Below are 25,120 nucleotides of genomic sequence, written 5' to 3' on the forward strand. Positions count from 1 at the left end.
GCCCCTCCCAAGAAAACACCCCGTCGCTTTCCGGCCACCCGCAATTGACACGCTGACCCAGTGTTGGCCATGGCTTTTCCCGTCGATCTACGCCGCTGCCAGGTGCTTGGCCTGGCCGGCACCGCCTTCCTTGCCCTGGGAGGTGAGACAGCCGGTGCCCTGCCCGTGGAGGATCTGCTGGCCCCCAGCTCCGTGCAGGCGGCGTTCGGACTGGTCGGCGTCTACTTCGGCGTCGTGCTGCTGATCGCGGCGTGGCTGCTGCTCGGCCGCCTCGTGCGCGGCGCCGAACCACCCACCCCGCGACAGCTGTTGCTGGTCCTCGCCGTCTGGGCGACCCCGCTGCTGCTGGCGCCCCCGCTGTTCAGCCGGGACGTGTACAGCTACCTCGCGCAGGGCGCCATGGTCGACGCGCACATGGACGTCTACACGTCGGGCCCCGCCCAGCTCGGCGGCCCGCTGGCCGACGAGGTCGCCCCGGTGTGGCAGAACACCGCCGCCCCCTACGGCCCCGCGTTCATGGGCGTGGCCTCGCTGCTGTCCGGGCTGACCCGCGGTGAACTCCCGGCCGGGCTCTTCGGGATGCGGCTGGTCGCCCTGCTCGGCGTCGGCCTGATGGCGGCCGCGCTGCCCCGGCTCGCCCGGCACAGCGGCGCCGACCCGGCCGCCGCGCTCTGGCTCGGCGCCCTCAACCCGCTGGTGCTGCTGCACCTGGTCGCCGGCGCCCACAACGACGCGATCATGCTCGGTCTGCTGGGCCTCGGCCTGGTCGCGGCGCTCGGCCGCTGGCCGTTCCTCGGCGTCGTGCTCGTCACGCTCGCGGCGCTGGTCAAGGCGCCCGCCGCGCTCGGGTTGCTCGCGGTCGTCGTCGTCCAGGCGCGCAAGGGCCGCAGTCCCGTGCGGGCCACCCTGACGACGGCGATCGCGTCGGGAGCGACGACGGTGCTGGCGACCGCCGTCGCCGGGACCGGGTACGGGTGGATAAGGGCACTCGACACGCCCGTCTCCCCGCACAACTGGGCGCTCAGCAGCCTGCTCGGACGGGCCACGGGCGCGCTCCTCGAACACCTCGGCAGCGATCTGGCACCGCTCGCCGTCCCGGTCTGGCATCTGCTCGGGCTGGCACTCACCGCGGTGACCGTGCTGCTGATATGGGTCCGGCTGCGGCCCCGCCCGGTCTACGCCCTCGGCCTGAGCCTGGCCGCGGTCGCCGCCTTCGGGCCGGCGATCCGCCCCTGGTACGCCATCTGGGGCCTGTTCCTGATAGCGGCCGCGGCGCCCAGCACCTCGGTACGGCACCGGGTGGCGGCCGTCACCGGCGTGCTCGCCCTCGCCGTGCTGCCCAGCGGTGGCCCCGCCGACATCGGCCAGCTGGTCCTCGCCGTCTCCGGCGGGGTGCTCGGCGTGGTCGTGCTGTGGCAGGCCCACCAGGCCGCGCAGGCCCCGGCCGTGGGACGTACGGCATGAGGGGCCCGAGAGGACCGCGGACCGACCGGGGGAGGCTGCTGCTCGTCCTGGTCCTGGTCGCCGCCGTGACCGTGTTCACGGCCACCGTGCCGCTGCTGCGCGACTGGTTCGACCTGCGCGTGTACTACGGCACCGTGCACACCTGGGTGCACCACGGCGGGCGGATCTACGACTACCGGGTGCCCGGGACGACGTACGGGTTCACGTATCCGCCGTTCGCCGCCGTCGGCATGCTGCCCATGGCGTTGGTGGGCCTGCGCCTGGCCATCGCCGCCTCGCTGCTGCTGAACCTGGCCGCGCTGGCGTTCGTGCTGCGCATCCTGGCCGGACCGGGCTGGCGGCGCCGGGGCTGGTACCGCTGGGCCCTGGCCCTGTGCACGCTGGCGCTGTTCGAGCCGTTGCGGGACACGTTCAGCTTCGGCCAGGTGAACCTGATACTGCTCGCCCTGGTGCTCGTGGACTGCTGGCTGCTGCGCAGCGGGCGGAGCCGCTGGGCCGGGATCGGCATCGGGCTCGCCGCGGCGGTCAAGCTCACTCCCGCGCTGTTCATCGGCATGCTGCTGATCGGCCGCAAGTGGCGTGCGGCCGGTGTCGCCACGGCCGTGGCGCTCGCCGCGACCGCTCTCGCGGCCTGGGCCGACCCGAAGGCGTCCCGCTTCTACTGGACGCAGGCGCTCTGGGACACCAGCAGGGTCGGCCGGCTCGACTACGTCTCGAACCAGTCGTTGCAGGGCGTACTGGCCCGGCTCGGTCATCCGGACAAGCCGCTGTGGGCGATCGTGGCCCTGCTCACGCTGGCCGTGTGGGCGTGGCGGACCCGTAGGGCCGTGACGGCCGGCGACTGGACGGCCGCCTTCGCGCTCACCGGTCTCGCGGCCTGCCTGGTCAGCCCGATCACCTGGGTGCACCACCTGGTGTGGGTGCTGCCGTCGTTCGCGCTGCTGGCGCGCGCCGGGCACCCGCGGATCGCGGGCGCCCTCTACGCGGTGATGTGCACCAGCGTGGTGTGGCTGTGGTTCGACGACGCGTCAGGCATCGACGGGTTCCTGGGCAGCAACATCTACACCTGGATCACGCTGGGCCTGCTGCTGGGCCTGCCGGTCGGTCAGTCCCGTCCGGAGCGTTCTCCTCTGAGCCGCATCGCCAGGGTGACGGCGCCCGCACCGAGCACCGCGAAGCCCGCCACGAGCGCGGTCCCCGACCAGCCCGAGTCGTCCTCGGGCGCCGTGGCCGCCGCCACCGGTACGGTGCTCGGGCCCGGCCGGGGCCGCGGTTTGGCCCGCAGACCGTCCAGCGAGCCCACCGGGTCGACCCGTCCGGCCGCGCCGAAACCCCAGTCGAGCAGCTGACGGGCCTCGTCGTACACGCCGCCGTCCTGGGGGTTCATCACCGTCACCAGGAGGGTGCGCCCGCCGCGCCGGGCGGCGGCGACGAGGGTGTTGCCGGCGTTGCTGGTGTAGCCGTTCTTGATCCCGATCAGGCCCGGGTACCGCCCCACACCGTCCTCGCCGGTCAGTAGCCGGTTGGTGTTCTCGATACCGAACGACCAGCCGGCGCCGTCCGGAAAACGGGCCTGGGCGGTGGAGCAGTACCGCGCGAAGTCGGGGTTGCGCAGCCCCTCCCGGCCGAACACCGCCAGGTCGAACGCGGAGGAGACCTGTCCCGGTGCGTCGTAGCCGTCGGGGGACTCGACATGGGTGTCGAGGGCGCCCAGGGAGCGGGCGTTGGCCTGCATCCGGGTGACGGTGCGGTCCCAGCCCCCGTCGAGCGCGGCCAGGACGTGCACGGCGTCGTTGCCGGAGCTGAGGAAGACCCCGCGCCACAGGTCGGACACCCGGTAGGTGTGGCCCTCCTCGACGCCGACCAGGCTGCTGCCCTCGGCGACGTCCGCCAGCTCCTCGGACGTCACCCGGTGCTGGAGGTCCGCGGGCAGGACGGGCAGCACGGTGAGGGCGAACAGGGTCTTCAGGGTGCTGGCCGGCGGCAGTTTGCGGTGCGCGTGGTTGGCTGCCAGCACCTGGCCGGTGCCCGCGTCGGCGACCAGCCAGGAGAGTGCGGAGAGGTCGGGGAGCTCCGGGGCCCCGGGGTGCGGCCGCACCTGGGGGCCGGAGTGGTAGAGCAGCGACGGCCCGGGCACCACCGCCCTCGGGGGCGGGGCCGGGTCCAGCGCCGCGGTGCCGGCGACGGCCGTGCCGGGCGTCAGCGCCAGCAGGCCCGCCAGGCAGACGGAGCAGGTCGACACCACCGCTCGCCGAGGGAATCGGTCAGGGAATCCGATCGTCATACGATCAACGTAGGAACGGAGGCGGGGTACGGCGCGCTGCCTGGGCCGGACGGGCGCCGTGAGCAACCCGGATGCCGCACGCCCGGCCCCGGTGTGAGCCGGCCGGAAGGGTCGCCCCGCTCTCAGCCCGTCGGCAGGGTCGGCTGCACGCGCCGCAGGAAGGTCGCGTTGTCCGGGGTCTCCCGCAGCCGCTCCAGGAGCGTCTCCAGGCCGCCCTGGGTGCCCTCGCGGCTCTGCAGGGCCCGCCGCAGTCCGCGTACGGCGGTCAACTCCGCCGGGGCGAGCAGGAGTTCCTCGCGGCGGGTGCCGGAGGGGGCGATGTCCAGGGCGGGGAAGACCCGCCGGGAGGCCAGCTCGCGATCCAGGCGCAGCTCCATGTTGCCGGTGCTCTTCAGTTCTTCGAAGAAGTAGCCGTCGGCCCGGGAGCCGGTGTCCACCAGGACGGTGGCCAGGATGGTGAGCGAACCGCCCTCCTCGGCATTGCGGGCGGCGCCGAAGAACCGCTTGGGGCCGAGCAGCGCGCCGGCGTCGACACCGCCGCTGAGGGTACGGCCGTTGGACGCGGCCGCGTTGTTGTGGGCCCGGCACAGCCGGGTCAGGGAGTCCAGCAGGATGACGACGTCCTGGCCGTCCTCGATGAGCCGCTTGGCGCGCTCGACGACGAGATCGGCGAGGGCGATGTGTTCCTTGGCGGGCCGGTCGAAGGTGGAGGCGTACACCTCGCCGCGTACCGAGCGCCGCATGTCGGTGACTTCCTCGGGGCGCTCGTCGAGCAGCAGCACCATCAGATGGCACTCCGGGTGGTTGCCGGCGACGGCGGCCGCGAACTGCTGGAGCAGCACGGTCTTGCCGGTCTTGGGCGGGGCCACGATCAGCCCGCGCTGCCCTTTGCCGACCGGCGCGAACAGGTCCGCGACCCGTCCGGCGAGCCCGGCGGCGGGATGTTCGAGCCGGATCCGCTCATGCGGGTGCAGCGGGGTCAGGTCCCGGAAGTGACGGCGGCCGCGCAGCTCCTCGGGCGTACGGCCGTTGACGCGCGTGATCTCGGTCAGCGTGCGCCGGTCGCCGCGGACGCCCTCGACGAGGTCGCCCTTGCGCAGGCCGTGACGGCGGATCAGCGCCGGGGAGACCTGCGGGTCGGCGGGGGAGGACAGGCAGTTCAGGGCCCGCAGCTGCCCCTTCCCGCCCGCGTCGATGTCGAGGACACCGGTGGCGGGCCGGGTGGCGGCCCGGTCCTGCTGCTGTACAGGGGGTTCGAGTGTGGTGGTCATGAGAGGTGGTCCTTTCGAGGACGGAAGACATGAGTGAAGGGGGAGTGGGCCGCGAGCGGGAGGGCGTGTGCGCAGGCCTCCGTGCGGCGGGGAACGACACCTCGGGAACGACAGGAAGACCCAGGTCACGAGGTGGTGCTGAGAAGCCGGTGAGCCGGTCGGAGACGACGGGCGATGCGGCTGGAGGAGTGGAACCGGCACGCGGCACCCGACAGTGGGGCGGCCACACGTGCTGATCGGACTATACCCGGGGTTCCGCCGTCGTCAACATGGCACCGGTCACCGATATTCCTGTTCCCCGTGCAGAAGGCGACATCGGCTCCTGCCGCTCCGGGTTCGGCGTGGCATCGGTTCCCGCCCGGACGCGACTGGCCGGGAAACGCCCCTTCCCAAGGGCCCTCGGGCACCTACGATCGGCCGTGTCCGCGTCGTACCCGCTGTCAGGAGCCCCTGGTGGAGACCCCGCCCGTGCCGCACCGCCCGGACCCCGCCGGCGGCTGCCCGCACGCCGACAACGCCAGGCTGCTGGCGCGCGGTGCCGTGGCTCCGGTCGTGCTCCCCGGGGGTGTCGAGGGCATGGCCGTGCTCGGGCACGAGGCGCTCAGGGAGTTCCTCCAGCATCCCGAGGTCGCCAAGGACGCACGGCACTTCACGCAGCTGCGGGAAGGCCGTATCCCCGCGGGCTGGCCGTTGCTGACCTTCGCCACCGTGCGGGGCATGACCACCGCCGACGGCGCCGACCACCGCAGGCTCCGCGGGCTGGTCAGCCGGGCCTTCACGCCGCGCCGGGTCGAGGAACTCCGGCCCAGGATGGAGGAGTTGACCGGAACCCTGCTCGGCGACCTGGAGCGGGCCGCGGCCGACGGTGACGGTGTCGCCGATCTGCGCCGGCACTTCGCGCTGCCGCTGCCCATGGGTGTGATCGGTGAACTCCTGGGCGTGGAAGCCGAGTTCCGTGACCGGCTGCATCATCTGTCCAACCAGGTCGTGGCCACCGACATCGGACCGGCCGAGGCCGTCGCCGCCAACCGGGAGCTGGTCGCCGTCCTCGCCGCCGTCGCCGCGGCCCGCGCCGGGCATCCCGGCGACGATCTGACCAGCGCCCTGATCGCCGCCCGGGAAGAGGACGGCGACCGGCTCGGGCAGGAGGAGCTGATCGGCACCCTGGTCCTGATGATCATCGCCGGGCACGAGACCACCCTCAACCTGATCACCAACGCCGTGCGCGCCCTGTGCGGCCATCGCGACCAGCTCGAACTCGTCCGCAAGGGCGACGCGAGCTGGGCGGACGTGGTGGAGGAGACACTGCGCTGGGACGCGCCGGTCAGCTATTTTCCGTTCCGCTACCCCGTGCGGGACCTGACCGTCGACGGCACGCTGATCCCCGCGGGCACCCCGGTCCTGGCCGGCTACTCCGCCGCCGGCCGCGACCCGGCCACGCACGGCCCGGACGCCGACCGGTTCGACGTCACCCGGCCCGCCCGCCCCGACGCCGTCCGCCACCTCTCCCTCGGCCACGGCGCCCACTACTGCCTGGGCGCCCCGCTGGCCCGGCTGGAGGCCACGGTCGCCCTGGAGCGGCTCTTCGACCGCTTCCCGGCCCTGGACCTCGCCGTCCCCGAGGACGGCCTCGCCCGGCACGCCGGCTTCGTCGGCAACAGCGTGCGCGCCCTCCCGGTACGACTTCGTCCTCGGACCGGCGGCTGAGGCGCATACCAGCCATACGAACCCCCGATGGCCCTTCCCTGACGCATTTCTTGTTCTGGCCATAAGCCCTACCTACGCTGCCACCACCGCACTTCGGCGGCATGGGACAAGGGACTTGGGAATCATGGGTCGACTGGCCGGGAAAATCGCTTTCATCAGTGGAACGGGGGCGGGAATCGGCCGGGCCGCGGCACAGGTATTCGCAGCGGAAGGCGCCACCGTATTCGGCTGCGACATCGACGAGAAGAGCGCCGCCGAAACCGTGGAACTCGTCGACAAGTCCGGCGGCGTGATGCGTTCACTGGCACCGGTCGACCTTTCCACCGAGACCGGGGCGCGGGAGTGGGTCGAGGCCGGGATCGCGGAGTTCGGCGGGATCGACATCCTCTACAACAACGCCTCCGCCCTGCGCAACGGCCCCTTCGAGACGATGCCCGTCGAAGACTGGTACTTCACCATCAGGAACGAGCTGGACATCCCCTACTTCTGCACCCGGGCCGCCTGGCCGCACCTCGTCGCGCGCGGCGGCGGGGCCGTCCTGAACGTCGCCTCGGTGGCCGCCGTGCGCGGCGCGCCGTTCATGCCGATGGTCCCGCACGGCGCCGCCAAGGGCGGGGTCCTCGCGATGAGCAAGCACCTGTGCGCGGCCGGCGCCCCGCACCGCATCCGCGTCAACACCATCGCCCCGGGCATGACGCGCACAGCGGCCACCGCGCCCTTCCTCGACGACCCGAACGGCCCGAAGGCCCAGCTGGAGGCACGGATCCCGGTCGGCCGGGTCGGCCGGCCCGAGGACATCGCCCGCGCGGCGGCCTTCCTCTGCTCGGACGAGGCGGCCTTTGTCAACGGCGCCAACCTCATGGTCGACGGCGGCGACAGCGCGATGGCGGGCTGAGCGCGGATGCACGCACGACTCGACCACGTGGGCGTCAACGTACGCGACCTGCCCGCCCAACTCTCCTGGTACCGAACGGCCTTCGGGCTGAGGACCGTCTTCGAGTTCCGTCTCGACGGCCCCGGCCTCACCGGTGTCGTCCTGGAACACCCGCACGGCTGGCGGATCGAACTCCTCGCCAGACCCGGGTCCGTACCCGGCCTCCGGGCCCCGGACCCGATGACCGCGGCCCTCACCGAGGGGTACGGGCACTTCGCGGTCACCACCCCGGCACTCGACCCCGTGTACACCGCCCTGGTGGCGAACGGGGCGGGCGAGGTGCTGAAACCCGGGCCGTCCCCCGAACCGGGGATACGGATGGCCTGGGTCAAGGACCCCGAGGGAAATCTCATCGAACTCATAGAGCGCGGCACCACTGTTGACCCGTGAGATGGAGTACGGAATGACCAACGCTGTGAGAAAACTGGACGTGGGCACGCTCGTCGCCTGTTGTCTGGCAGTTGCCGCCGCGCAGCTGTGCATTACCGTCCCGTCGCCCATCAACGGGGAAATACAGGCCGCGTTCGGCGCCTCGGGATCGCAGGTCGCCTGGGTCACCTCGGCCTTCATTCTGCCCACCGCGATTCTGGAACTGAATTTCGGTGTGGTGGGCGACCTGTTCGGCCGTAAGAGGCTGCTGGTGCTCGGCGGATTCGTGCTGGCGCTCGGTGAACTCCTCAACGCCACATCCCAGAACATCACCATGCTCTGGATCGGTCAGGCCCTCGCCGGCATCGGCGCCGCCGCCCTGTTCCCGAGCTCCCTCGCCGTGATCGCGGCCGCGACGCCTGGAGAGAAGGACCGCGCGAAAGCGGTCTCGACCTGGGCCCTGAGCATCTCCCTCGCCTCCGCCGTGGGCCCGCTCTCCTCCGGCATCCTGGCCACGGTCGCCGACTTCCGCTGGGCGTTCGTGCCCCCGGTCGTCCTCGGTGTCGTGGTCGGCATCTCCTGCTGGGCGCTGGTCACCGACTCCAAGGCGCCCGAGGGCCGCGCCCTGGACTGGCCGGGCCAGATCAGCATCGCCGTCGGCCTCACCGCCCTGCTGTGGGGCATCATCGAGGGCGGCGACCGTGGCTGGAGCAGCCCTTCCATCGTTCTCGCGCTGGTCCTCGCCGCCGTGGCACTGGCCGGCTTCGTGGTCGCGGAGAGCCGCGCCGAGTCTCCGATGTTCAACCTGGAGCTGCTGAAGATCCCCTCGTTCGCGGCCGCCGCGGTGGTCGCGTTGACCGGCATGTTCGGCTTCATCGGCACCGCCTACTGCGTCTCCATCCGGCTCGGTGCGGTGATGCATCTCAGCGCGCTGCGCGCCGGTATGCCGTTCGTGATCCTTCAGCTGATCCCGCTGCTCCTGGCACCCGTGCTCAGCCGGATGCTCACCCGCGTCGAGCCGCGCTGGCTGCTGATGGGCGGTCTGCTGCCGATGGCGGCCGGTCAGTTCTGGATCGCCGCGCTGCCGATCACCACCACCGACCTCGCGGCCTTCATCGGCCCGGTGCTGCTGCTCGGCATCGGCTTCATCTGCGTGGTCTCCTCGTTGACGTCGGCCGCCGTGAACGCCGTACCGATCGAGATGACCGGCATGGCGAGCGGCGCGACCAGCCTGGTCCGCGAGTTCGGTCAGGGCCTCGGGCCCGCCGTGATCAGCACGATCGCGATGAGTGCGGCCTCCTCCGCGCTGGTCGGCAAGCTGAGCGGCGCCGACGCGGGCATGGAGGCCGCGGCCGGTCCGCTCGCGGTGGTCAACGCGGGCAGCGACAGCGCCAGGGCCGCCGCGCAGGACGCCCTCGCGCACGGCATGGCGCTGGGCGTGGTGATCTGCGGCTGCGCCTCGCTGCTCGGCGCGCTGGTCACCCTGCTGCTGGTTCGCAGGAACACCGCGCGGGCGGCGGCCCAGGTGCCGGTGCAGCCCGCGTCCGCCTGACCGCGGACACCACGAGAAGGCCGGGGCTCCCGCCCCGGCCTTCTGACATGTGCCCAACTGCCGTACCGGTGACGGGTCGTGGGACCGCGACGCATGTCCGCAATCCATAACGGTCTTGGCCGGGAGGGGACTTGATGTCGGGTAATGCCTTATCTTCACGACATGTCCACGCCACCGCAGCAGCCGCCTTCCTCTCCGCAGCAGCCGCCGTCGACTCCCCAGCAGCCCCAGCAGCCCTCGTCGCCCCCGCAGCAGCCTCTGCAGCAGCCGGACCAGCCGCCGGCGACACCGCTCCAGCAGCCCCAGCCGACCGCGTACCCGTACCCGAACCCGCAGTCGCCGCCGCAGAACCCCTACGCCCAGCCGACCCTCGTCAACCAGCCCGTGCCACCGCCGCAACAAGGCGCGCAGCAGGGCAACCCCTATGCCGTGCAGCCCGGTTACGGCTACCCGCCCCCGGCCGCACCGCCGTCGGCCGGCGGGAACACGGCCGGAAGAGCCGTGCTGTGGGCGGTCGTGGGCGCGGTGGTCGCCTCCGCGGGCTGGGCGGCCGGCCTCTACCTGACCGGCGGTCTCGGGAACAGCGCGGACCTGCGCGGCTACCGGGCGCCCGCGAACCTCTGCTCCAGCGCGGACTACTCGTCGTTCAAGGAGGAGTACCCCGTCGACGACTCGTCCCCGACGAAGAACGTGCTGAAGGACCCGGCGCTGGACCAGAGTTACTGCAGTCTCAGTCTCAAGAAGACCAGCGCCAGCTACGGGGACGCCTATCTCACCATACAGGTCGACCTGCACAAGAAGACCGACCCAGGGCCGGAGTTCACGGCCACCTGGAAGAAGTACGGCGACAGCCACACGGACTACGACGTGAGCCCGGTGAGCGGCATCGGCGACGAGGCCTACCTGGTCACGCAGGACACCAGCAACGGCTCCACCACCAGCGGCTCGCGGTACGCCACGCTCGCGGTGCGGGACGGCTGGATGACCTACACCATGTACTACAGCGCGTACTTCTCCTCGTACGACAGCGACACCGACCCGCCGACGCTCGACGACGTGACGGGCTGGCTGAAGACAGACACCAAGTCCACGCTGGAGCGGCTCAAGGACTGACGTTCAGTTCCGGTCGAGGGCGTCGGTGATGGCCTTCACCGGGCCGTGCGCCGAGTAGCCGCCGTCGACGGTGATCTCCGCGCCGTTGACGTACGACGCCTCGTCGGAGAGGAGATAGACGACGAGCGGCGCCACCTCGTCGACCGTGCCCGGGCGGCCCTGGGGTGTCATGGCGAGGTGGGCGGTGACGAACACCGGGTTGGCGGTGGCCATCAGCGGGGTCTCGATGTAGCCGGGGTGGACGACGTTCGTACGGATGCCGCGCGGGGCCAGTTCCAGGGCCGCGACCCTGGACAGGCCGCGCAGCGCCCACTTGCTGGTCGTGTACGCGACCGCGTGATGCGCGGTGAGCCCGGCGACCGAGCCGACGTTCACGATCGACGAGCCGGCCGGCATCAGCGGGGCGAGGGCCTGGATGCCGAGCAGGGCGCCGGTGGTGTTCACGGCGAACGCCCGGTTCCAGTCGGCGAGTTCGACCTGGCCGAGCCGGGCCCGCATCGGGATGCCGGCGTTGTTCACCAGTCCGTGCACGGCATCGAGGGAGGCGGCCAGCGCGGCCCAGTCCTCGGGCGAGGCCACGTCCAGGTGGACGTACCGGACGTGGAGACCGTCGGCGCGCAGGGCGGCGGCGTGCTTCTCGCCGGCCTCGTCCAGTACGTCGGTCGCGATCACCGTGGCGCCCTCCCGGGCGGCCGCGGCCGCCTCGGCGGCTCCCTGGCCCTGTGCGGCTCCGGTGACGACGACGGTACGGCCCGCCAGGCGCGTGCGGCTCACGGCTTCCTCCAAGGGGATACGGGAGTGTCCTCCCGCCCACGCTAGGAAGCCGCGGACAGCTGCGGAAACGCGCGCTCGGGATGGCTGGCATCCGCCCCGTCGATCTCGCCCGGGATCTCGCCCGGGATCTCGTCCGGGTTCTCCTCGGCGGCCTTCTGGCCCAGCGCGTCCCCGACCCTGCGCACCGTGTCCCGCAGCCAGCGGTGGGCCGGGTCGGCGTGCCGGTTGTGGTGCCAGTACATGGCCTCCACCAGCGGCACGTCCGGGAACGGCGCCGGTACGACCGCACAGCGCGCGAAACCCTCGTACCGCTTTGCCAGCCGTTCCGGGACCATCGCCACCAGGTCCGTGCCGCTCACCAGGAACGGCAGCACACTGAAGCCGGGCGTGCTCACCTGCACCTTCGGGGTGATCCCGAGGGTCTCCAGTTGGCGCTCGGCGGGCGTGTGGCTCTTGCCGATGGCGCAGGACGCGTGCGGCATCTCCGCGAGGTCCCGCAGGGTGAGCCGCCCGTCCACCAGGCGCGGGTTGTCCGGGTCGACGAGGCACACGAACCGGTCGTGCATCACGGCCTCGCTGACCCCGGGGAGCTGGTAGCCGAGCGGCACGATCATCAGGTCGTGACAGCGCAGATGCGTCTCGGTCTCCAGCTGCCCGTCGACGATCGGGTGGAAGTCGATCCGGACGCCCGGCGCCTCGGCCGCGATGACTCGCAGCAGCGGTTCCACGAACACCGTCATCACGTAGTCCGACATGACCACCGAGAAGCGCTGGCGGCTGCGTCCCGGGTCGAAGTGCCGGGTCAGCGACAGCGCCTCCTCGGCCTTCTGCAGCGAGCCCTGGACGACCGGCAGCAGCCGTTCCGCCAGGGGTGTCAGCTCGTACTCGCGGCCCACCCGGATCAGCAGCTCGTCGTTGAAGTGCCGGCGCAGCCGGGCCAGCGAGCCGCTCATCGCGGACTGGCTGGTGGACAGCCGCACACCCGCGTGGGTGACGTTCTTCTCCTCCAGGAGCGCTTCCAGTGCCACCAGAAGATTGAGATCGATCGCTCCGAGACCCACGGGTGTCCCCTTCCGGCCGGCCACGTCATTGAAGCTTCGGTGAAACGGGAGGTTAACCAGCGGACGGCCGTCGAGGAAGGGGGTCGGGGCGACTCTCAGGAAGATGCGATGCCAGGCATCCGGGCACCGGATACCCCCAGGTGGGGGGCCTGTACGCACCACAGGCCCCGCACAGCTTCGGGTGCTAGGGGCGGGACGTGCGACCCCTCTTGCGAGCCCGCGGAAGATACGCGTCCGCCCGCCCGGGCACGATCCGGCTGGACACCGTGCCGAGCCCCTCGACGCTCAGTGTCACCTCGTCGCCGGGCTTCAGCGGGGGCGGGGTGCGCTCCCCGAGCCGGCCCCAGAACTCCGCCAGCGAGCCCCAGCCGCAGGTGCCCGAGCCGAGGATGTCACCGGGCCGCACCCAGGCGTCCCGGCTGGCGTAGGCGATCATCTCCTCGAAGGTCCAGGAGACGTTGGCGAGGGTGTCCCGGCCGATCAGCTCCCCGTTCAGGGTGACCGTCATCTCCAGGTCCAGGAAGCCGTCCGGATCCCGCCGGTCCCGTACCTCGTCGGCGGTGACCAGCCAGGGGCCGAGCGTGTTGGCGAAGTCCTTGCCCTTGGAGAAACCCAGGCCGAGGTTCTTCTCCGGCTTCTGCAGGTCACGGGCCGACCAGTCGTTGAAGACCAGGTAGCCGATGATGTGGTCCCCGGCCCGCTCGGGGGTGAGGTCGCGCCCGCTGCGGCCGATGACCGCGCCGACCTCCAGCTCGAAGTCGAGCACCGAGCAGCCCGCGGGCACCGGAACGTCGTCGTGCGCTCCGTAGGCGGCGTGTGGGTTGGTGAAGTAGAAGTTGGGCGCCCGGTACCACTCCTCGGGTACCCGCTCCAGACCGTCCAGCGACTTCGACACGCCCTCGATGTGCGCCTCGAAGCCGACGAAGTCCCGGATCGACGGCGGCTTCAGCGGCGGCAGCAGCCGTACCTGATCCACCGTCAACCTGCCGGGCGCATCGAGGGCTTCGATGCCGGCCGCGTACAGCACCCCCGCCTCGATCAGCGTCAGGAGGCTCACCCCTTCGGACAGCGGGTGGATCACTCCGTCCCGCACCACACCGGCGCGCTCCTCGCCGTCGTGCTCGTAGGTCGCGAAACGCATGGCTCACTGCTCCCAGTCGTTGGTGTTGGTGACGGTTCCGGCGCTCAGATGGCCGGCGAACACGCCCTTGGGATCACGGGCGGCCCGGATCTCGTTCAGCCGCCGCCACTGCTCGTCGCCCATGAACCTCGCCTGCCGTACCGTGAAGTCGGAATCCCCGAGGTACTGGCCGACGGTCACCGGCCGCATCGCCGCCATCGCCGCGTCCAGCCAGCCGCGCAGCTCCGCGTCCCGCCCCGGTTCGTCATGGACGACATAGCTCGCGCAGTAGATCTCCGACTGCAACGAGAAGGCCATGTCCGGCAGTCGGCGCAGCGGCGCCATGGAGAACCAGATGGTGAACGTCTGCCGGGTCGGGTGCTCGGTGAACGCCTTGCGGATCGCCGGGACCACCTCCTCGGCGGTGCCGGCCAGCCAGGCGTTGTCGACGAAGTAGCGGTGACCCTCCGGGTTGGCGGTGCGCTGCCCGGCCAACTGCTCGACGAAGGTGGTGGGTCGGGCCTCGACCCGGAACAGGGCCCGGTCGGCGTACGGGTTGGCGTGCAGGGGCGCGAGCGCCTCGGCCGCCTCCTGAAGGGTGTCCGTCATCGCCACACCCGTCACCAGCAGCACCGGTCCGTCGAGATCGGGCGGGGACTGGGTGAGGGCGACGATCTCCACCAGGTCGGAGACCGTGTGATGGGTGTGGTGCAGCCAGGTCATGACCTCGTCGAAGAGGTCCAGCGGGTAGGCGTGCACGGTGTGTGCCAGATGCCCGGGGAGCGGCCGGGTGCGCAGATGGAAGCGGGTCACGACGCCGAAGAAACCGGGGCCCGCACCGCGCGCCGCCCAGAACAGGTCGCTGTGCCGCGTCTCGTCGGCCCGGACCAGCTCGCCGTCCGCCGTGACGACGTCGATCGCCACGATGTTCTCGGCCGCCCAGCCCCAGCCACGCGCGTTCCAGCCCTGCCCGCCCTGGAGCAGGAAACCGCCGATGCCCACCGACGGACAGTGCCCGCCGTTGAAGAACCGCCCGAACTCACCCAGATACGGGTTGAGTTCGTCACCGCCCTTGACGCTGGGGGTGGCCGTGACGATCCCGGTCCGCGGGTCGTACGCCATCTCGCGGAAGCCGCCGAGGTCGATCAGCAGCGCGTCCCGGCGCACCGACCAGGCCGCCCAGCTGTGCCCGCCGGAGCGCACGGCGACCTGCCAGCCGCGCTCCAGGGCGAGCCGTACGCCCTCGACCACGTCCTGTTCGGTGGCCGCCTCGAGCACGGCGGCGGGAGTGCGGTCGGCCGGACGGCGGGCGTTGAAGACCCTCCGGTACACGGCCTCCTCGAAGCCCTCGTCACCGGAGAGACGGAGGGTGCCGGAGAAGCGGTTCGCCCTCGGGGGTTCAGGGGTCGTCCCCCCAATGATCGCAGTCACCGGGCGGCTCACTTGACCGCGATGGGGTTGACGGGGGCACCGACCGCGCCGGTCACCGGCAGCGGTGCCGCCACCAGCAGGAACTCGTAGACACCGTCGGCCGCGCAGTCCTCCGCGAGGGCCTCCAGATCCCACATCTCGCCCAGCGGCAGGCCCATGTTGGGGATGGCGATCTGGTGCAGCGGCGACATCGCCGGCTCCGCGAACTCGTACGGCCGTACCTCAAGCCCCCAGGTGTCGGAGGCGATGGCCGCGATCTCCGTGCGGTGCAGCCAGCCGAGGGTGGTGAAGGACAGGCCGGGCGCGTCCCCCGCCGCGTACCCGCCCCACTCGCCGAGCCGCCGCACCCGGCCCAGCTGGCCGGTGCGGACGAGCACGATGTCACCCCGGCGCACTCCCGACGTGGCGCCCTGCGCCTCGATGGTGGTGCGCAGGTGCTCCTCCAGGATCGGGAAGCCGTCCGGGAGTTCACCGCGCGCGTCGCCGGCCGCCCGGCCGACGTCGAGGAGCACCCCGCGGCCGGTGAAGGCGTCCCGCATGTGCTCGATACCGGTCACGGAGTCGCCGTCGCCGTTGACGATCGTGCACGGACGGCCGTTCCAGGCCTGTTTGTTGTCGTAGATGTGGCCCAGCCCGTCCCACTGCGTGGAGGCCTGGAGAGGCATCAGCACATGGTCGTCGGCGCCGCCGAAACCGTGCGGGAAGCCCTGGGTGCCGGCCGCCGCGTCGGAGCCGGTGTCCCGCATGTAGTGCACCGGGTTGATCCGGCCCCGGAAGCCGCGCTGCGGGCCTGACTCGTTGAACTCCTGCGCCAGCGAGAAGGAACGTCCGCGCCGGACCAGACCGGCGGCGTGGGCGCGGATCGCGTCGTCGACGAAGTTCAGTGTGCCAAGGACGTCGTCCTCGCCCCAGCGGCCCCAGTTGCGGTACAGGGCGCGGGCCTTGGCGAGCTCTTCCTCGATGGGACCGACGGTCATCGGACGGGTCCTTTCAGCAGCAGTTCCAGGGCGTTGCCCCCGGCGATGGCGTCGCGCGCGACCGGGTCGAGACCGGCCGCGTCGAGCCGGGCCACCGGGTCCGTCACCCCCATGTCGAAGGGGTGGTCGGTGCCGAGCACCACCCGGTCCGCGCCCACCTCCTCGACCAGATGGCGCAGCGCGCGGGGGGTGTAGACCAGGGCGTCGAACCACATCCGGCGCAGGTAGGCGCTGGGCGGTTCGGCGCAGCCGCGCGCGTCCGGCCGGACCCGCCAGGCGTGGTCGGAGCGGCCGATGTACGTCGGCAGATAGCCGCCGCCGTGCGCGGCCACCAGCTTGAGCCGCGGGAACCGGTCCAGGACCCCGGTGAAGATCAGCCGGGAGAGCGCGACCGTGGTCTCGGTGGGCTGGCCGACCGTGTTGCCCAGGTAGTGCGTGGCGAGCCGCTCGCCGAGCGAGCAGCCCCAGGGGTGCACGAAGACGACCGCGCCCAACTCCTCGGCCTTCGACCAGACTTCGTCGTGCGCGGGGTCGGCCAGCTCGCGGCCCTCGACGGTGGTGGAGACGCTGATGCCGTACAGGCCCAGCTCGGTGACCGCCTCGTCCAGCAGGGCGACCGCGAGGTCCGGGTGCCGGAGCGGTACCGTGCCCAGGCCGTGGAGCCGCTCGGGCGCGGTGGCGCAGTGCGCGGCCACCGCCTCGTTGACGGTACGGGCCAGTCGTACCGCCGGATCGGGGTCGGCCCAGTAGTGGTGCATGGGCATCGGGCCGACCACCTGGATGTCGACGCCCATCGCGTCCAGGTCGGCGAGGCGGGCCCCGACGTCCGTCAACTTCGCTGCGAGCCGCTGGAGTTGAGCTCGGTTGACGGCCAGCGACGCGGGGGAGTGGGCGCGCTGCTCGGCGGCCAGCTCGGCCGCGAAGCCCCCGGTGCCCGCCACCAGCGCGTCGGCCCCGGGGACCGCGAGGTGGCCGTGGAAGTCGACGACGGGCGTGCTCATGCTGCCACCGTCAGCGAGGAGAGCGTCTCGGACATGATCCGCGCCGGGTCGGCGCCCGGGGTCTCCGGGTGGATCTCCCACTCGGCGAGCCGCAGGGAGTTGTCCAGCACCATCCGCACCCGCGGCAGCCGCCGGGCCATGAACCGGGCCAGCGTCCGGTCCACCGGCTCGTCGGCGGTGACCAGTTCGGCCAGCAGCACCGCGTCCTCCATGCACATCGCGGCACCCTGCGCGATCAGCGGCGGACAGGCGTGCGCCGCGTCGCCGATCACCATCGCCCGGCCCCGGTGCCAGTCCTCGTCGACCAGCACCGCCTCGATCCAGCGGTAGTCCACCGCCGTGTCGTCCGGCAGCGCGGCGACGATCTTCCCCCAGGTGCCGCCGTACCCGGCGCCGCGCTCGCGCAGCAGGTCCAGCGGGGCGCGCGGGCCGATCAGGGAGGCGTCCAGGTTCTCGTCGAGAAGGTAGGCGTAGCACTGGTCGCCGGATATCGGGCTGTAGCCGGCCTTGTAGCGCGGGCCGCCGTAGTACACCTCGGCGCAGTCCATCTCGGCGGGCCGCTCCGCCACCACCCGGAAGATCGACATGCCGACCGGGCGGGGCTTCGTGGTGATGCCGATGAGCGCGCGCATGGCCGAGTTGATGCCGTCCGCGCCGACCACCAGGTCGTAGCGGCCGGCCGAGCCGTCGGTGAAGGCGACATCGATGTGACCGGGGCAGTGGTCGAGGTGCTCGACGCTCAGGCCCAGGCGGACCGTGACGCCGTGCGCGTACACCGCGTCGCACAGCGCGTTCTGCAGGTCCGAGCGGAGTGCGCCCGCCGTGGACGGCAGGTCCGCACCGCCCGTGTGCGGGGTCTCCAGCTCGGTGATCAGACCGCCGTCCGCCCGGCGCAGCCGCATGAGGTCGAACGGCACCGCCCGGGCCAGTACCCGGTCCAGCACGCCGACCGCGCGCAGCGCCTTGAGCGCGTTGCCCTGGATGGTGATGCCATGGCCCACCCCGAACCACTGGGGCGAGATCTCGACGAGCTCCACCTCGACACCGCGCTGGGCGAGCGCGAGACACAGCACGCTTCCGGTGATGCCGCCGCCGACGACGAGCACCTTGTGAACGGGCATGGGCGATCCTTGCTCACAGTAGAAAGACCTCAAAGGAGAAAGACGAAGAGCAACGGCCTGCGGCTGTCAGCCGGTGAAGCGCGGGCCCAGCTCGTGGTAGTGCTCGACGGCCGGCGGCGCGGCGAGGAACGGACCGACCAGCGCCCGCCAGCGCGCGAACCGCTCCGACTCCCGGAAGCCGACCGTGTGCGCCTCGACCGACTCCCAGCCGACCAGCAGCAGGAAGGTCCGCGGCCGCTCGGCGCAGCGCAGCAGCTCCGCCCAGCGGAAGCCGCCGGCCTCGGCGAGCACCTCACGGGCCTTGCCGAAGACCTCCGCGAATTGGGCCTCCCGGCCTTCCTCGACGGTCAGCTCGGCATGCTCGACCACCACGGTGTTCTCCTCGGGTTCGGGGTGGCATCGAGCCTGGTCGGCGGTCCGTGCAGGGTCAACGGATCGAGGCATCGGCAAGGGGGACGGCATCCATCCCGTACGGCGATGGCGCCGCCGTACGTCACTGCCGGCACGGGGTGGCGGCGCGGGCGATGGCAGCCATCGCCAACGGCCATTTCCGTCGCCCGCGCCCGATGCCTAGCGTCGAGGGCGAGCCCCCACCCGTACGAGGAGAGCCGCCCGTGCCCGAACCTTCCCCCTTCTCCGCAGGCCCCTTCCCCGCCGGCTCCTTCGCGCTCGGCACCTTCGGCGACGGCGCGGCCGCCTTCCCCGGGCTGCTCGCCGGCGCGCGGGTCCGTGACCTCTCCGGCCTGGTGGCGTCGGTACGCGCGCTGGTCGAGGACTGGGACACCTGGCTGCCCCGGCTCCACGAACTGGCCGACGACGCCGACCACGCCGACGGCACCTGGCGCGACCTGGCGGAGCTGCGGGTCCTGACACCGATCGAGCCGGGCCAGATCCTGCAGAGCGGCGCCAACTACCGCAAACACGTGGTCGACCTGGTCGCCGCCGAGAAGGAGAGCGTGCACGGCGCCACCCCGCGGGAGGCCCGCGCCGACGCCGAGACGATGATGGACGAACGGATCCGCGACGGAGTCCCGTACCTCTTCCTCGGATCACCCCGCGCGCTGTGCGGACCCTACGACGACATCGTGCTCCCCGCGCTCGGCGAACAGCACGACTGGGAACTCGAACTCGCCCTGGTCATCGGAAGGTCGGGGAAGGACATCCCGGCCGAGGAGGCGATGTCGTACGTCGCCGGGTACACGATCAGCAACGACCTGACGACCCGGGACCGGCTCTACCGGCCCGACCTGAAGGCCATCGGCACCGACTGGTTCACCGCCAAGAACGCCGACACCTTCCTGCCGACCGGCCCCTTCCTGGTCCCCGCGGAATTCGTCGGCGACCCGGGCGACCTGCGGATCACGCTGCGGCACAACGGGGTGGTCCGGCAGGACGAGTCCACCAAGGACATGATCTTCGACATTCCGCGGCTGATCGCCTACGCCTCCACGACCACCACCCTGCGCCCCGGCGACCTGCTGCTCACCGGCTCCCCGGGCGGCAACGGCGCGCACTGGGGGGTCTTCCTCAGGCCCGGAGACGTGATCGAGGCGGAGATCACCGGCCTCGGCCACCAGCGCAACACCGTCAGGAGCCACCCATGAGCTTCCAGCCCGTCAGCCATCTGCGCCATGTCGACCTGGCCGTACCGGACTTCGCCACCCAGCGCGCCTTCTACGGCACCACCTGGGGCCTGACCGAGGTCGCGAACGACAGCGGGATCGCGTTCTTCGCCGCCGAGGGCAGCCCCGAGCAGTACATCGTCCGCGTCCGCGAGGACGAGCGGAAGCGGATGGACCTCGTCGCCTTCGGCGCGGTGTCCGCGGCGGCGGTGGACGAACTGGCCGTACGGCTCGGCCGCGCCGGAGTGCGGATCGTCCACGAGCCCCGGGCGCTGGACACCCCCGGCGGCGGATACGGGCTGCGCTTCTTCGACCCCGACGGGCGGGTCGTCGAGGTGTCGGCCGACGTGGCCACCCGCGGCCACCGAAGGATCGAGGAGCGCGAGGCCATCCCGGTGCGGCTGTCGCACTGTGTGGTCAACTCCCAGGACCCGGAGGGACTGCGCGACTTCTACGTCCGGCACCTGGGCTTCCGGCTCACCGACACCCTGTACTCCACGCACATGGGTGACCTCATGTACTTCCTGCGGTGCAGTCCGCTGCACCACTCCTTCGCCATCGCCCGCGGGCCCCATGTGTCGCTGCACCACGCCTCGTTCGAGATGCGGGGGGTGGAGGAGTACATGCGCGGCACCGGGCGGGCGCTGCGCGCCGGGACCCGGCTCACCTGGGGGCCGGGACGGCACCTGGCGGGCGACAACACCTTCTCGTACTTCCACGACCCGCACGGCAACACCGTCGAGTACACCACCGAACTCGCCGTCCTCGAAGAGGACCTCTGGCACCCCGGCCGGCACGACGTGGCCGACCCGCTCACCCAGGACCAGTGGGGCACCGCCGACCCGATGAGCGAGTCGGTCGCCAAGGAGCAGTTCAACGACCCCGACGTGCTCTTCGAAGCGCCCCCGGTGTGACCCCGATCCCCCTGAGAAAGGCCGTAGTTGTGGCAGAGATCCTGAAGCACGCCGTGCCCGGGGCCGAGGTGGCCGCCACCCTCGACCAGGTGCGCGCCACCGTGGCCGGCGTCATCGCCGACATCCGCGAACGCGGTGACGCGGCCGTCCGCGAGTACTCCGAGAAGTTCGACCAGTGGAGCCCCGGCTCCTTCCGGCTGAGCGCCGAGGAGGTCGAGAAGATCGTCGCCTCGGTGCCCCGGCAGGTCATCGACGACATCACGTTCGTGCAGGAACAGGTCCGCGGCTTCGCCCGGCACCAGCTCGACTCCCTGCGCGAGTTCGAGGTGGAGACGCTGCCGGGCGTGCGGCTCGGGCAGCGGCACATCCCGGTGCGGGCGGCCGGCGCCTACATCCCCGGCGGGCGCTACCCGCTCACCGCCTCCGCCCACATGACCATCGTCACCGCCAAGGTGGCGGGCGTGCCGCGGGTGGTCGCCTGCACCCCGCCCATCCACGGGGAGATCCCGGCCGCCACCGTCGCCGCCATGCACCTGGCAGGCGCCGACGAGATCTGGCTGCTCGGCGGGGTCCAGGCGGTGGCCGCGATGGCCGTGGGCACCGCCACCATGGAGCCGGTCGACCTCATCGCCGGACCCGGCAACGCCTATGTGGCCGAGGCAAAGCGCCAGCTGTTCGGCGAGATCGGCATCGACCTGTTCGCCGGACCCACCGAGATCCTGGTCCTCGCCGACGCGCAGGCGGACCCGTTCGTCTGCGCGGTCGACCTGCTCTCCCAGGCCGAGCACGGCCCGGACTCCCCGGCCGTGCTCATCACCACCTCCCGCGAGGTCGCCGAGAAGACCATCGCCGAGGTCGAACGGATCCTGCCCGGCATGCCCACCCGCGACTACGCCGGACCCGCCTGGCGCGACCACGGTCAGGTCCATGTCGTCGACACCCTCGACGAGTTGTACGCCCTCGCCGACACGTTCGCCTTCGAGCACGTGGAGGTGCTCACCGCCGAGCCGCGCCTGGCCCTGGAGAAGATGACCCAGTACGGCGCGCTGTTCCTGGGCGAGGGCACCTGTGTGTCGTTCGGCGACAAGGTGATCGGCACGAACCATGTGCTGCCCACACGTGGGGCCGCCCGCTACACCGGCGGCCTGTGGGTGGGGAAGTACCTGAAGACGGTCACCTACCAGGAGGTCACCGACACCGCCTCGCAGGCCCTGCTCGGGCGGCTGTGCGGACGCGCCTCCCGGGTGGAGCTGTTCGAGGGCCACGCGCGCTCCGGCGACGTACGGGCCGCGAAGGCCGCGGGCGACGAGCTGCCCTGGAACGAAACGTGAGCCTGGACGGCCGTACGGCCCTGATCACCGGCGGCGGAGGCCCGCTGGGCCGGGCGTTCGCGCTGGCGCTCGCCGACGCCGGCGCCCGGGTGGTCCTCGTCGGCCGGAACGAGCAGGCCCTCGCCGAGACGGCGGCCAAGGTGGGCGAAGCGGCCCGCACGGCGGTGTGCGACGTCCGCGACCCGGCGTCCGTGCGCACCCTGGCCCGCCGACTCGGCCACGAGGACGTGTCGTTGCTCGTCAACAACGCCGGTGTCGCAGGACCGGTGCGGCCGCTCGTCGACATCGAACCCGACGAGTGGGACGACGTGTTCGCCGCCAATGTCCGCGGCGTCTACCTCATGTGCCGGGCCTTCCTGCCGCCCATGCTGGCCGCCGGACACGGTGACATCGTCAACGTCGCCTCGGTCAGCGGCAAGCGCCCGCTGCTCCATCGCACGCCGTACACCGCCTCCAAGATGGCCCTGATCGGCCTCACCCGCACCCTGGCGGGCGAGGTCGGCCCGCTGGGGATCGCGGTCAACTCTCTCTCCCCGGGCCCGGTCCGCGGGCCCCGCATGGACCGCAACTTCCGGCTCACCGCCGAACTCACCGGCGCCACGGCCGAGGAGGCGGAGCGCGACTTCGTCTCCCGGGCCGCGCTCGGCCGGCTGGTCGAGGAGGACGAGGTCGCACAGGCCCTCGTCGCGATGCTCGCGATGCCCGGACTGTGCGGGGCGGACATCGACCTGTCGGCGGGGATGATCGCACCGGCGTAATCACCCAGGGAAATACGGCGAGGTGGACGGCGCGCGGGTCGTCCGCCCCGCCGTCGTGCGTACTCACCGCCTCTGACTGTGGCCACTCTGTGTGATCGCTGTCCAGTGGGCGGGACGATCGAAGGCATCGGGTTCCGGGATGCGTGTGTGCGCGACCTGTCCCGGGTTTCCGCAGGCTGCTTCACTCCCACCTGCACACCTCAAGTGCCTTCGTCGCCTCGGTTCCGACGGGCGACTCGTGACTCTGCGCGACGACGCACTCCACCCGTGGAAAGGCCCGCAATGACGCTGACATCCCGACGCTCCTTCCTGATCGCCGGTTCCGCCACAGCGGCGGCCGTGCTCGTTCCGGCCGCCTCCGGCACCGCCACCGCCGCGCCGAAGGCGTCGGGCAGCACCCTCTCCGTAGGCGCCGGGGAGACCCACGAACTCGCCGCGACCACCAGGGTCAGCCTGCTGACCATCGGCGCCGGCGGCAGGATCGTCGCCCCGGACGGGTACGACATCAGCCTCACCGTCGACGGCGTGGAGACCGGCCAGCTGCTCACCGCGACCGGCGGCACCGCGACCCTCATCCAGGCCGGCACCTACCGCGGTGACGTCGTCCTCACGGTCGCCGGGTCCCACGACGTCACCTATCAGACGCTGACCTTCCCGTTCCGGCAGGCTCTGTACGTCGGCTCCGACGGGGTCGACGCCGCGAAGTCCGTGCTGTCCGCCGTACAAGGCGGCAAGGTGACCGACACGGCCGCCCGCGACGTGTCGATCGCGTCCACCGGCGAGTGCTTCAACGGCGTGTACGTGGAGAGCGGCAGCTACACCCTGCAGAGCCCCACCATCACCCTCGACGGCAACGGTCGCTCCGACTTCGCCGGGTACGGCGCGGCCGTGGTCGGCGACGGCTCCGCGACCAGGCTGGTCGTGGACGGCGCCCGGATCAGCAACAAGGGCGTGGTCCGTACCACCGTCATCGCCGACAACGGCGCCAACGTCCTCGTCAAGGACTCCTTCCTGCGGGCCCGCAACGGCGTCCTGCCCGCCGACTACCAGGCCACCGTCGAGACCCCGTACATGGAGTCCGTGCCCTGGATGCTCGGCCTCGACGGCAACGTCCGCGCCACCAACCTGATCGGCGAGAACAGCATCGCCACCTACCTCAACTCGACCGTCTTCTCGGAGACGTGGGGTGCACTGTCGGTGGAGGGCGGCAGCGGGCTGAAGCTGACCGCGATCAACAGCCATGTCGGCAACACCGGCGACTACGGCTACGGCACCTATGCCATCGGCGACGCCACCGTCCGCGTGCTCGGCTCCCGCTTCGACGTCGGCTCCTACGCGACGATCATCGCCGGACCGGCCGCCGTCGTGCACTACGGCGACAGCACCCGCGAGGCGGTCGCCGCGCTCAACACCGAACTGGAACTGGGCCTGTCCAAGGCCGAGTTGGCGAGCGTTCCGGTGCGCAGCACGGTCGTGAACTCCGGTCACTTCGGCTACATGTTCTTCGGCGCGGGTCGACTCACCCTGGACGGCGGCACCGTCGTCAACTCCGAACGGGCCACCTTCCTCAACAAGGGCCAGCAGACGACGATCTCGGTCGACGGCTCGCAGGGCGCCCGGCTCAACCCACGCGACGGTGTCATCCTCCAGATGATCGAGCTGGACGACCCGGGTCCGGTCAACGTCAACGGCAAGATGATGAACATCGGCGTCTACACCGAGCCCACCACCGACCCGGCCAAGGACTCCTCCTTCGACGTCACCGCCGTCCACGCCACCGACGGCGCCGCCACCTTCAGCTCCATCGAGGTGAAGGGCGACTTCTACAACGGCGTGCGGGGCGGCAGGAACATGGTCCTCACCTTCGAGGACTCCGGCGTCGAGGGCGTCATCTCGGCGACCAGGGCCAGGCACCGGGTGCCCTCGATCGACTCGTCCACCTTCTACGAGCTGGGCATCGTCACCAACACCGTGCAGGCCGCCGTCAACAACGGCGTCGTCGTCCGGCTGAACAGCGGCTCGACCTGGACGGTCACCGGCACCTCGTACCTGACCGGCCTCACCCTGGCCGCCGACGCGGCCGTGCGGGCGCCGCGCGGCAGGACGGTGAAGCTGACCGTGGACGGCACCGAGACCGCCCTCACCGCCGGCTCCACCTACACGGGCGCCCTGACGCTCACGGTGGCCTGACGCCCGGCCCGAGGCGCGGTCCTTCGCCGGACCGCGCCTTCGCCGGACCGCGCCTTCGCCGGACCGCGCCTTCGCCGGACCGCGCCTTCGCCGGGTCCGGCGCCGGTGGCTCCCGTAAGCTGGCCG

General features: G+C 71.7%; 21 protein-coding genes and 1 pseudogene. 12 read left to right on the top strand and 10 right to left on the bottom strand.

Features of this window, described 5'->3' with window-relative positions; genetic code table 11:
- Window positions 1–69 precede the first annotated feature (69 nt).
- Entirely contained in the window at window positions 70–1,464 is a 1,395-nt protein-coding gene (mptB, locus tag ABZ642_RS35390) for a polyprenol phosphomannose-dependent alpha 1,6 mannosyltransferase MptB (RefSeq protein WP_360491879.1), read from the top strand.
- A complete protein-coding gene (locus ABZ642_RS35395; RefSeq protein WP_360491882.1) occupies window positions 1,461–2,813 on the top strand; it encodes a glycosyltransferase 87 family protein in 1,353 nt (450 codons plus the stop codon). The genes mptB and ABZ642_RS35395 overlap by 4 nt, the downstream gene beginning before the upstream one ends.
- Window positions 2,814–2,854: 41 nt before the next feature.
- On the opposite strand, the pseudogene ABZ642_RS35400 reads toward ABZ642_RS35395, so the two are convergent.
- Window positions 2,855–3,748, bottom strand: a pseudogene (locus ABZ642_RS35400) (serine hydrolase); the annotation flags it as partial.
- A gap of 122 nt (window positions 3,749–3,870) precedes the next feature.
- A complete protein-coding gene (rho, locus tag ABZ642_RS35405) occupies window positions 3,871–5,019 on the bottom strand; it encodes a transcription termination factor Rho (protein WP_360491885.1) in 1,149 nt (382 codons plus the stop codon).
- A 453-nt stretch (window positions 5,020–5,472) separates the two neighbouring features.
- Between rho and ABZ642_RS35410 the strand changes: the two genes are divergently transcribed.
- The 5 genes from ABZ642_RS35410 to ABZ642_RS35430 all read left to right on the top strand — a co-directional run bounded on the left by ABZ642_RS35410 (window position 5,473) and on the right by ABZ642_RS35430 (window position 10,694).
- Entirely contained in the window at window positions 5,473–6,726 is a 1,254-nt protein-coding gene (locus tag ABZ642_RS35410; RefSeq protein WP_360491888.1) for a cytochrome P450, read from the top strand.
- Between the two features lie 124 nt (window positions 6,727–6,850).
- A complete protein-coding gene (locus ABZ642_RS35415) occupies window positions 6,851–7,621 on the top strand; it encodes an SDR family NAD(P)-dependent oxidoreductase (RefSeq protein WP_360491891.1) in 771 nt (256 codons plus the stop codon).
- Between the two features lie 6 nt (window positions 7,622–7,627).
- Entirely contained in the window at window positions 7,628–8,050 is a 423-nt protein-coding gene (locus ABZ642_RS35420; protein WP_360491894.1) for a VOC family protein, read from the top strand.
- A gap of 13 nt (window positions 8,051–8,063) precedes the next feature.
- Window positions 8,064–9,581: an MFS transporter gene (locus ABZ642_RS35425; protein ID WP_360491897.1), complete on the top strand. Its 1,518-nt coding sequence runs from the start codon at window positions 8,064–8,066 to the stop codon at window positions 9,579–9,581.
- 162 nt (window positions 9,582–9,743) lie between these two features.
- Window positions 9,744–10,694: a hypothetical protein gene (locus ABZ642_RS35430; protein ID WP_360491900.1), complete on the top strand. Its 951-nt coding sequence runs from the start codon at window positions 9,744–9,746 to the stop codon at window positions 10,692–10,694.
- Window positions 10,695–10,697: 3 nt separating this feature from the next.
- On the opposite strand, the gene ABZ642_RS35435 is transcribed toward ABZ642_RS35430, so the two are convergent.
- The 8 genes from ABZ642_RS35435 to ABZ642_RS35470 all read right to left on the bottom strand — a co-directional run bounded on the left by ABZ642_RS35435 (window position 10,698) and on the right by ABZ642_RS35470 (window position 18,551).
- Complete coding sequence (locus tag ABZ642_RS35435) at window positions 10,698–11,468, bottom strand: SDR family oxidoreductase (RefSeq protein WP_360491903.1); 771 nt, start codon at window positions 11,466–11,468, stop codon at window positions 10,698–10,700.
- 41 nt (window positions 11,469–11,509) lie between these two features.
- Window positions 11,510–12,529 (bottom strand): LysR family transcriptional regulator, encoded by a 1,020-nt coding sequence (locus ABZ642_RS35440; protein WP_360491906.1) that lies wholly within the window; start codon window positions 12,527–12,529, stop codon window positions 11,510–11,512.
- 184 nt (window positions 12,530–12,713) lie between these two features.
- On the bottom strand, window positions 12,714–13,670 hold the full coding sequence (locus tag ABZ642_RS35445; RefSeq protein ID WP_360491909.1) for a fumarylacetoacetate hydrolase family protein: 957 nt from the start codon (window positions 13,668–13,670) through the stop codon (window positions 12,714–12,716).
- Between the two features lie 3 nt (window positions 13,671–13,673).
- Window positions 13,674–15,080, bottom strand: coding sequence for an FAD-binding oxidoreductase (locus ABZ642_RS35450; RefSeq protein ID WP_360491912.1), 1,407 nt, complete (start codon window positions 15,078–15,080; stop codon window positions 13,674–13,676).
- Between the two features lie 8 nt (window positions 15,081–15,088).
- On the bottom strand, window positions 15,089–16,057 hold the full coding sequence (locus ABZ642_RS35455; RefSeq protein WP_360491915.1) for a cyclase family protein: 969 nt from the start codon (window positions 16,055–16,057) through the stop codon (window positions 15,089–15,091).
- A complete protein-coding gene (locus ABZ642_RS35460) occupies window positions 16,054–17,058 on the bottom strand; it encodes an amidohydrolase family protein (protein ID WP_360491918.1) in 1,005 nt (334 codons plus the stop codon). Before ABZ642_RS35460 ends, ABZ642_RS35455 begins: the two co-directional genes overlap by 4 nt.
- The gene (locus tag ABZ642_RS35465) at window positions 17,055–18,179 is read right to left on the bottom strand and encodes an FAD-dependent monooxygenase (RefSeq protein ID WP_360491921.1); all 1,125 of its coding nucleotides are present in this window, start codon (window positions 18,177–18,179) and stop codon (window positions 17,055–17,057) included. Before ABZ642_RS35465 ends, ABZ642_RS35460 begins: the two co-directional genes overlap by 4 nt.
- Window positions 18,180–18,245: 66 nt before the next feature.
- On the bottom strand, window positions 18,246–18,551 hold the full coding sequence (locus ABZ642_RS35470) for an antibiotic biosynthesis monooxygenase (protein WP_360491924.1): 306 nt from the start codon (window positions 18,549–18,551) through the stop codon (window positions 18,246–18,248).
- 242 nt (window positions 18,552–18,793) lie between these two features.
- Between ABZ642_RS35470 and ABZ642_RS35475 the strand changes: the two genes are divergently transcribed.
- The 5 genes from ABZ642_RS35475 to ABZ642_RS35495 all read left to right on the top strand — a co-directional run bounded on the left by ABZ642_RS35475 (window position 18,794) and on the right by ABZ642_RS35495 (window position 24,994).
- Window positions 18,794–19,783 carry a fumarylacetoacetate hydrolase family protein gene (locus tag ABZ642_RS35475; RefSeq protein ID WP_360491927.1) on the top strand — a complete coding sequence of 330 codons (990 nt, stop codon included), beginning with the start codon at window positions 18,794–18,796 and terminating at the stop codon, window positions 19,781–19,783.
- A complete protein-coding gene (locus ABZ642_RS35480; protein ID WP_360491930.1) occupies window positions 19,780–20,715 on the top strand; it encodes a VOC family protein in 936 nt (311 codons plus the stop codon). The genes ABZ642_RS35475 and ABZ642_RS35480 overlap by 4 nt, the downstream gene beginning before the upstream one ends.
- A gap of 29 nt (window positions 20,716–20,744) precedes the next feature.
- The gene (hisD, locus tag ABZ642_RS35485; protein ID WP_360491933.1) at window positions 20,745–22,046 is read left to right on the top strand and encodes a histidinol dehydrogenase; all 1,302 of its coding nucleotides are present in this window, start codon (window positions 20,745–20,747) and stop codon (window positions 22,044–22,046) included.
- A complete protein-coding gene (locus tag ABZ642_RS35490) occupies window positions 22,043–22,804 on the top strand; it encodes an SDR family NAD(P)-dependent oxidoreductase (RefSeq protein WP_360491936.1) in 762 nt (253 codons plus the stop codon). The genes hisD and ABZ642_RS35490 overlap by 4 nt, the downstream gene beginning before the upstream one ends.
- Window positions 22,805–23,086: 282 nt before the next feature.
- The gene (locus tag ABZ642_RS35495) at window positions 23,087–24,994 is read left to right on the top strand and encodes a hypothetical protein (protein ID WP_360491939.1); all 1,908 of its coding nucleotides are present in this window, start codon (window positions 23,087–23,089) and stop codon (window positions 24,992–24,994) included.
- The last annotated feature ends 126 nt before the right edge of the window (window positions 24,995–25,120 follow it).

Origin of the sequence: Streptomyces sp. NPDC007157, assembly GCF_040634235.1 — a bacterium.
Taxonomy (GTDB): domain Bacteria; phylum Actinomycetota; class Actinomycetes; order Streptomycetales; family Streptomycetaceae; genus Streptomyces.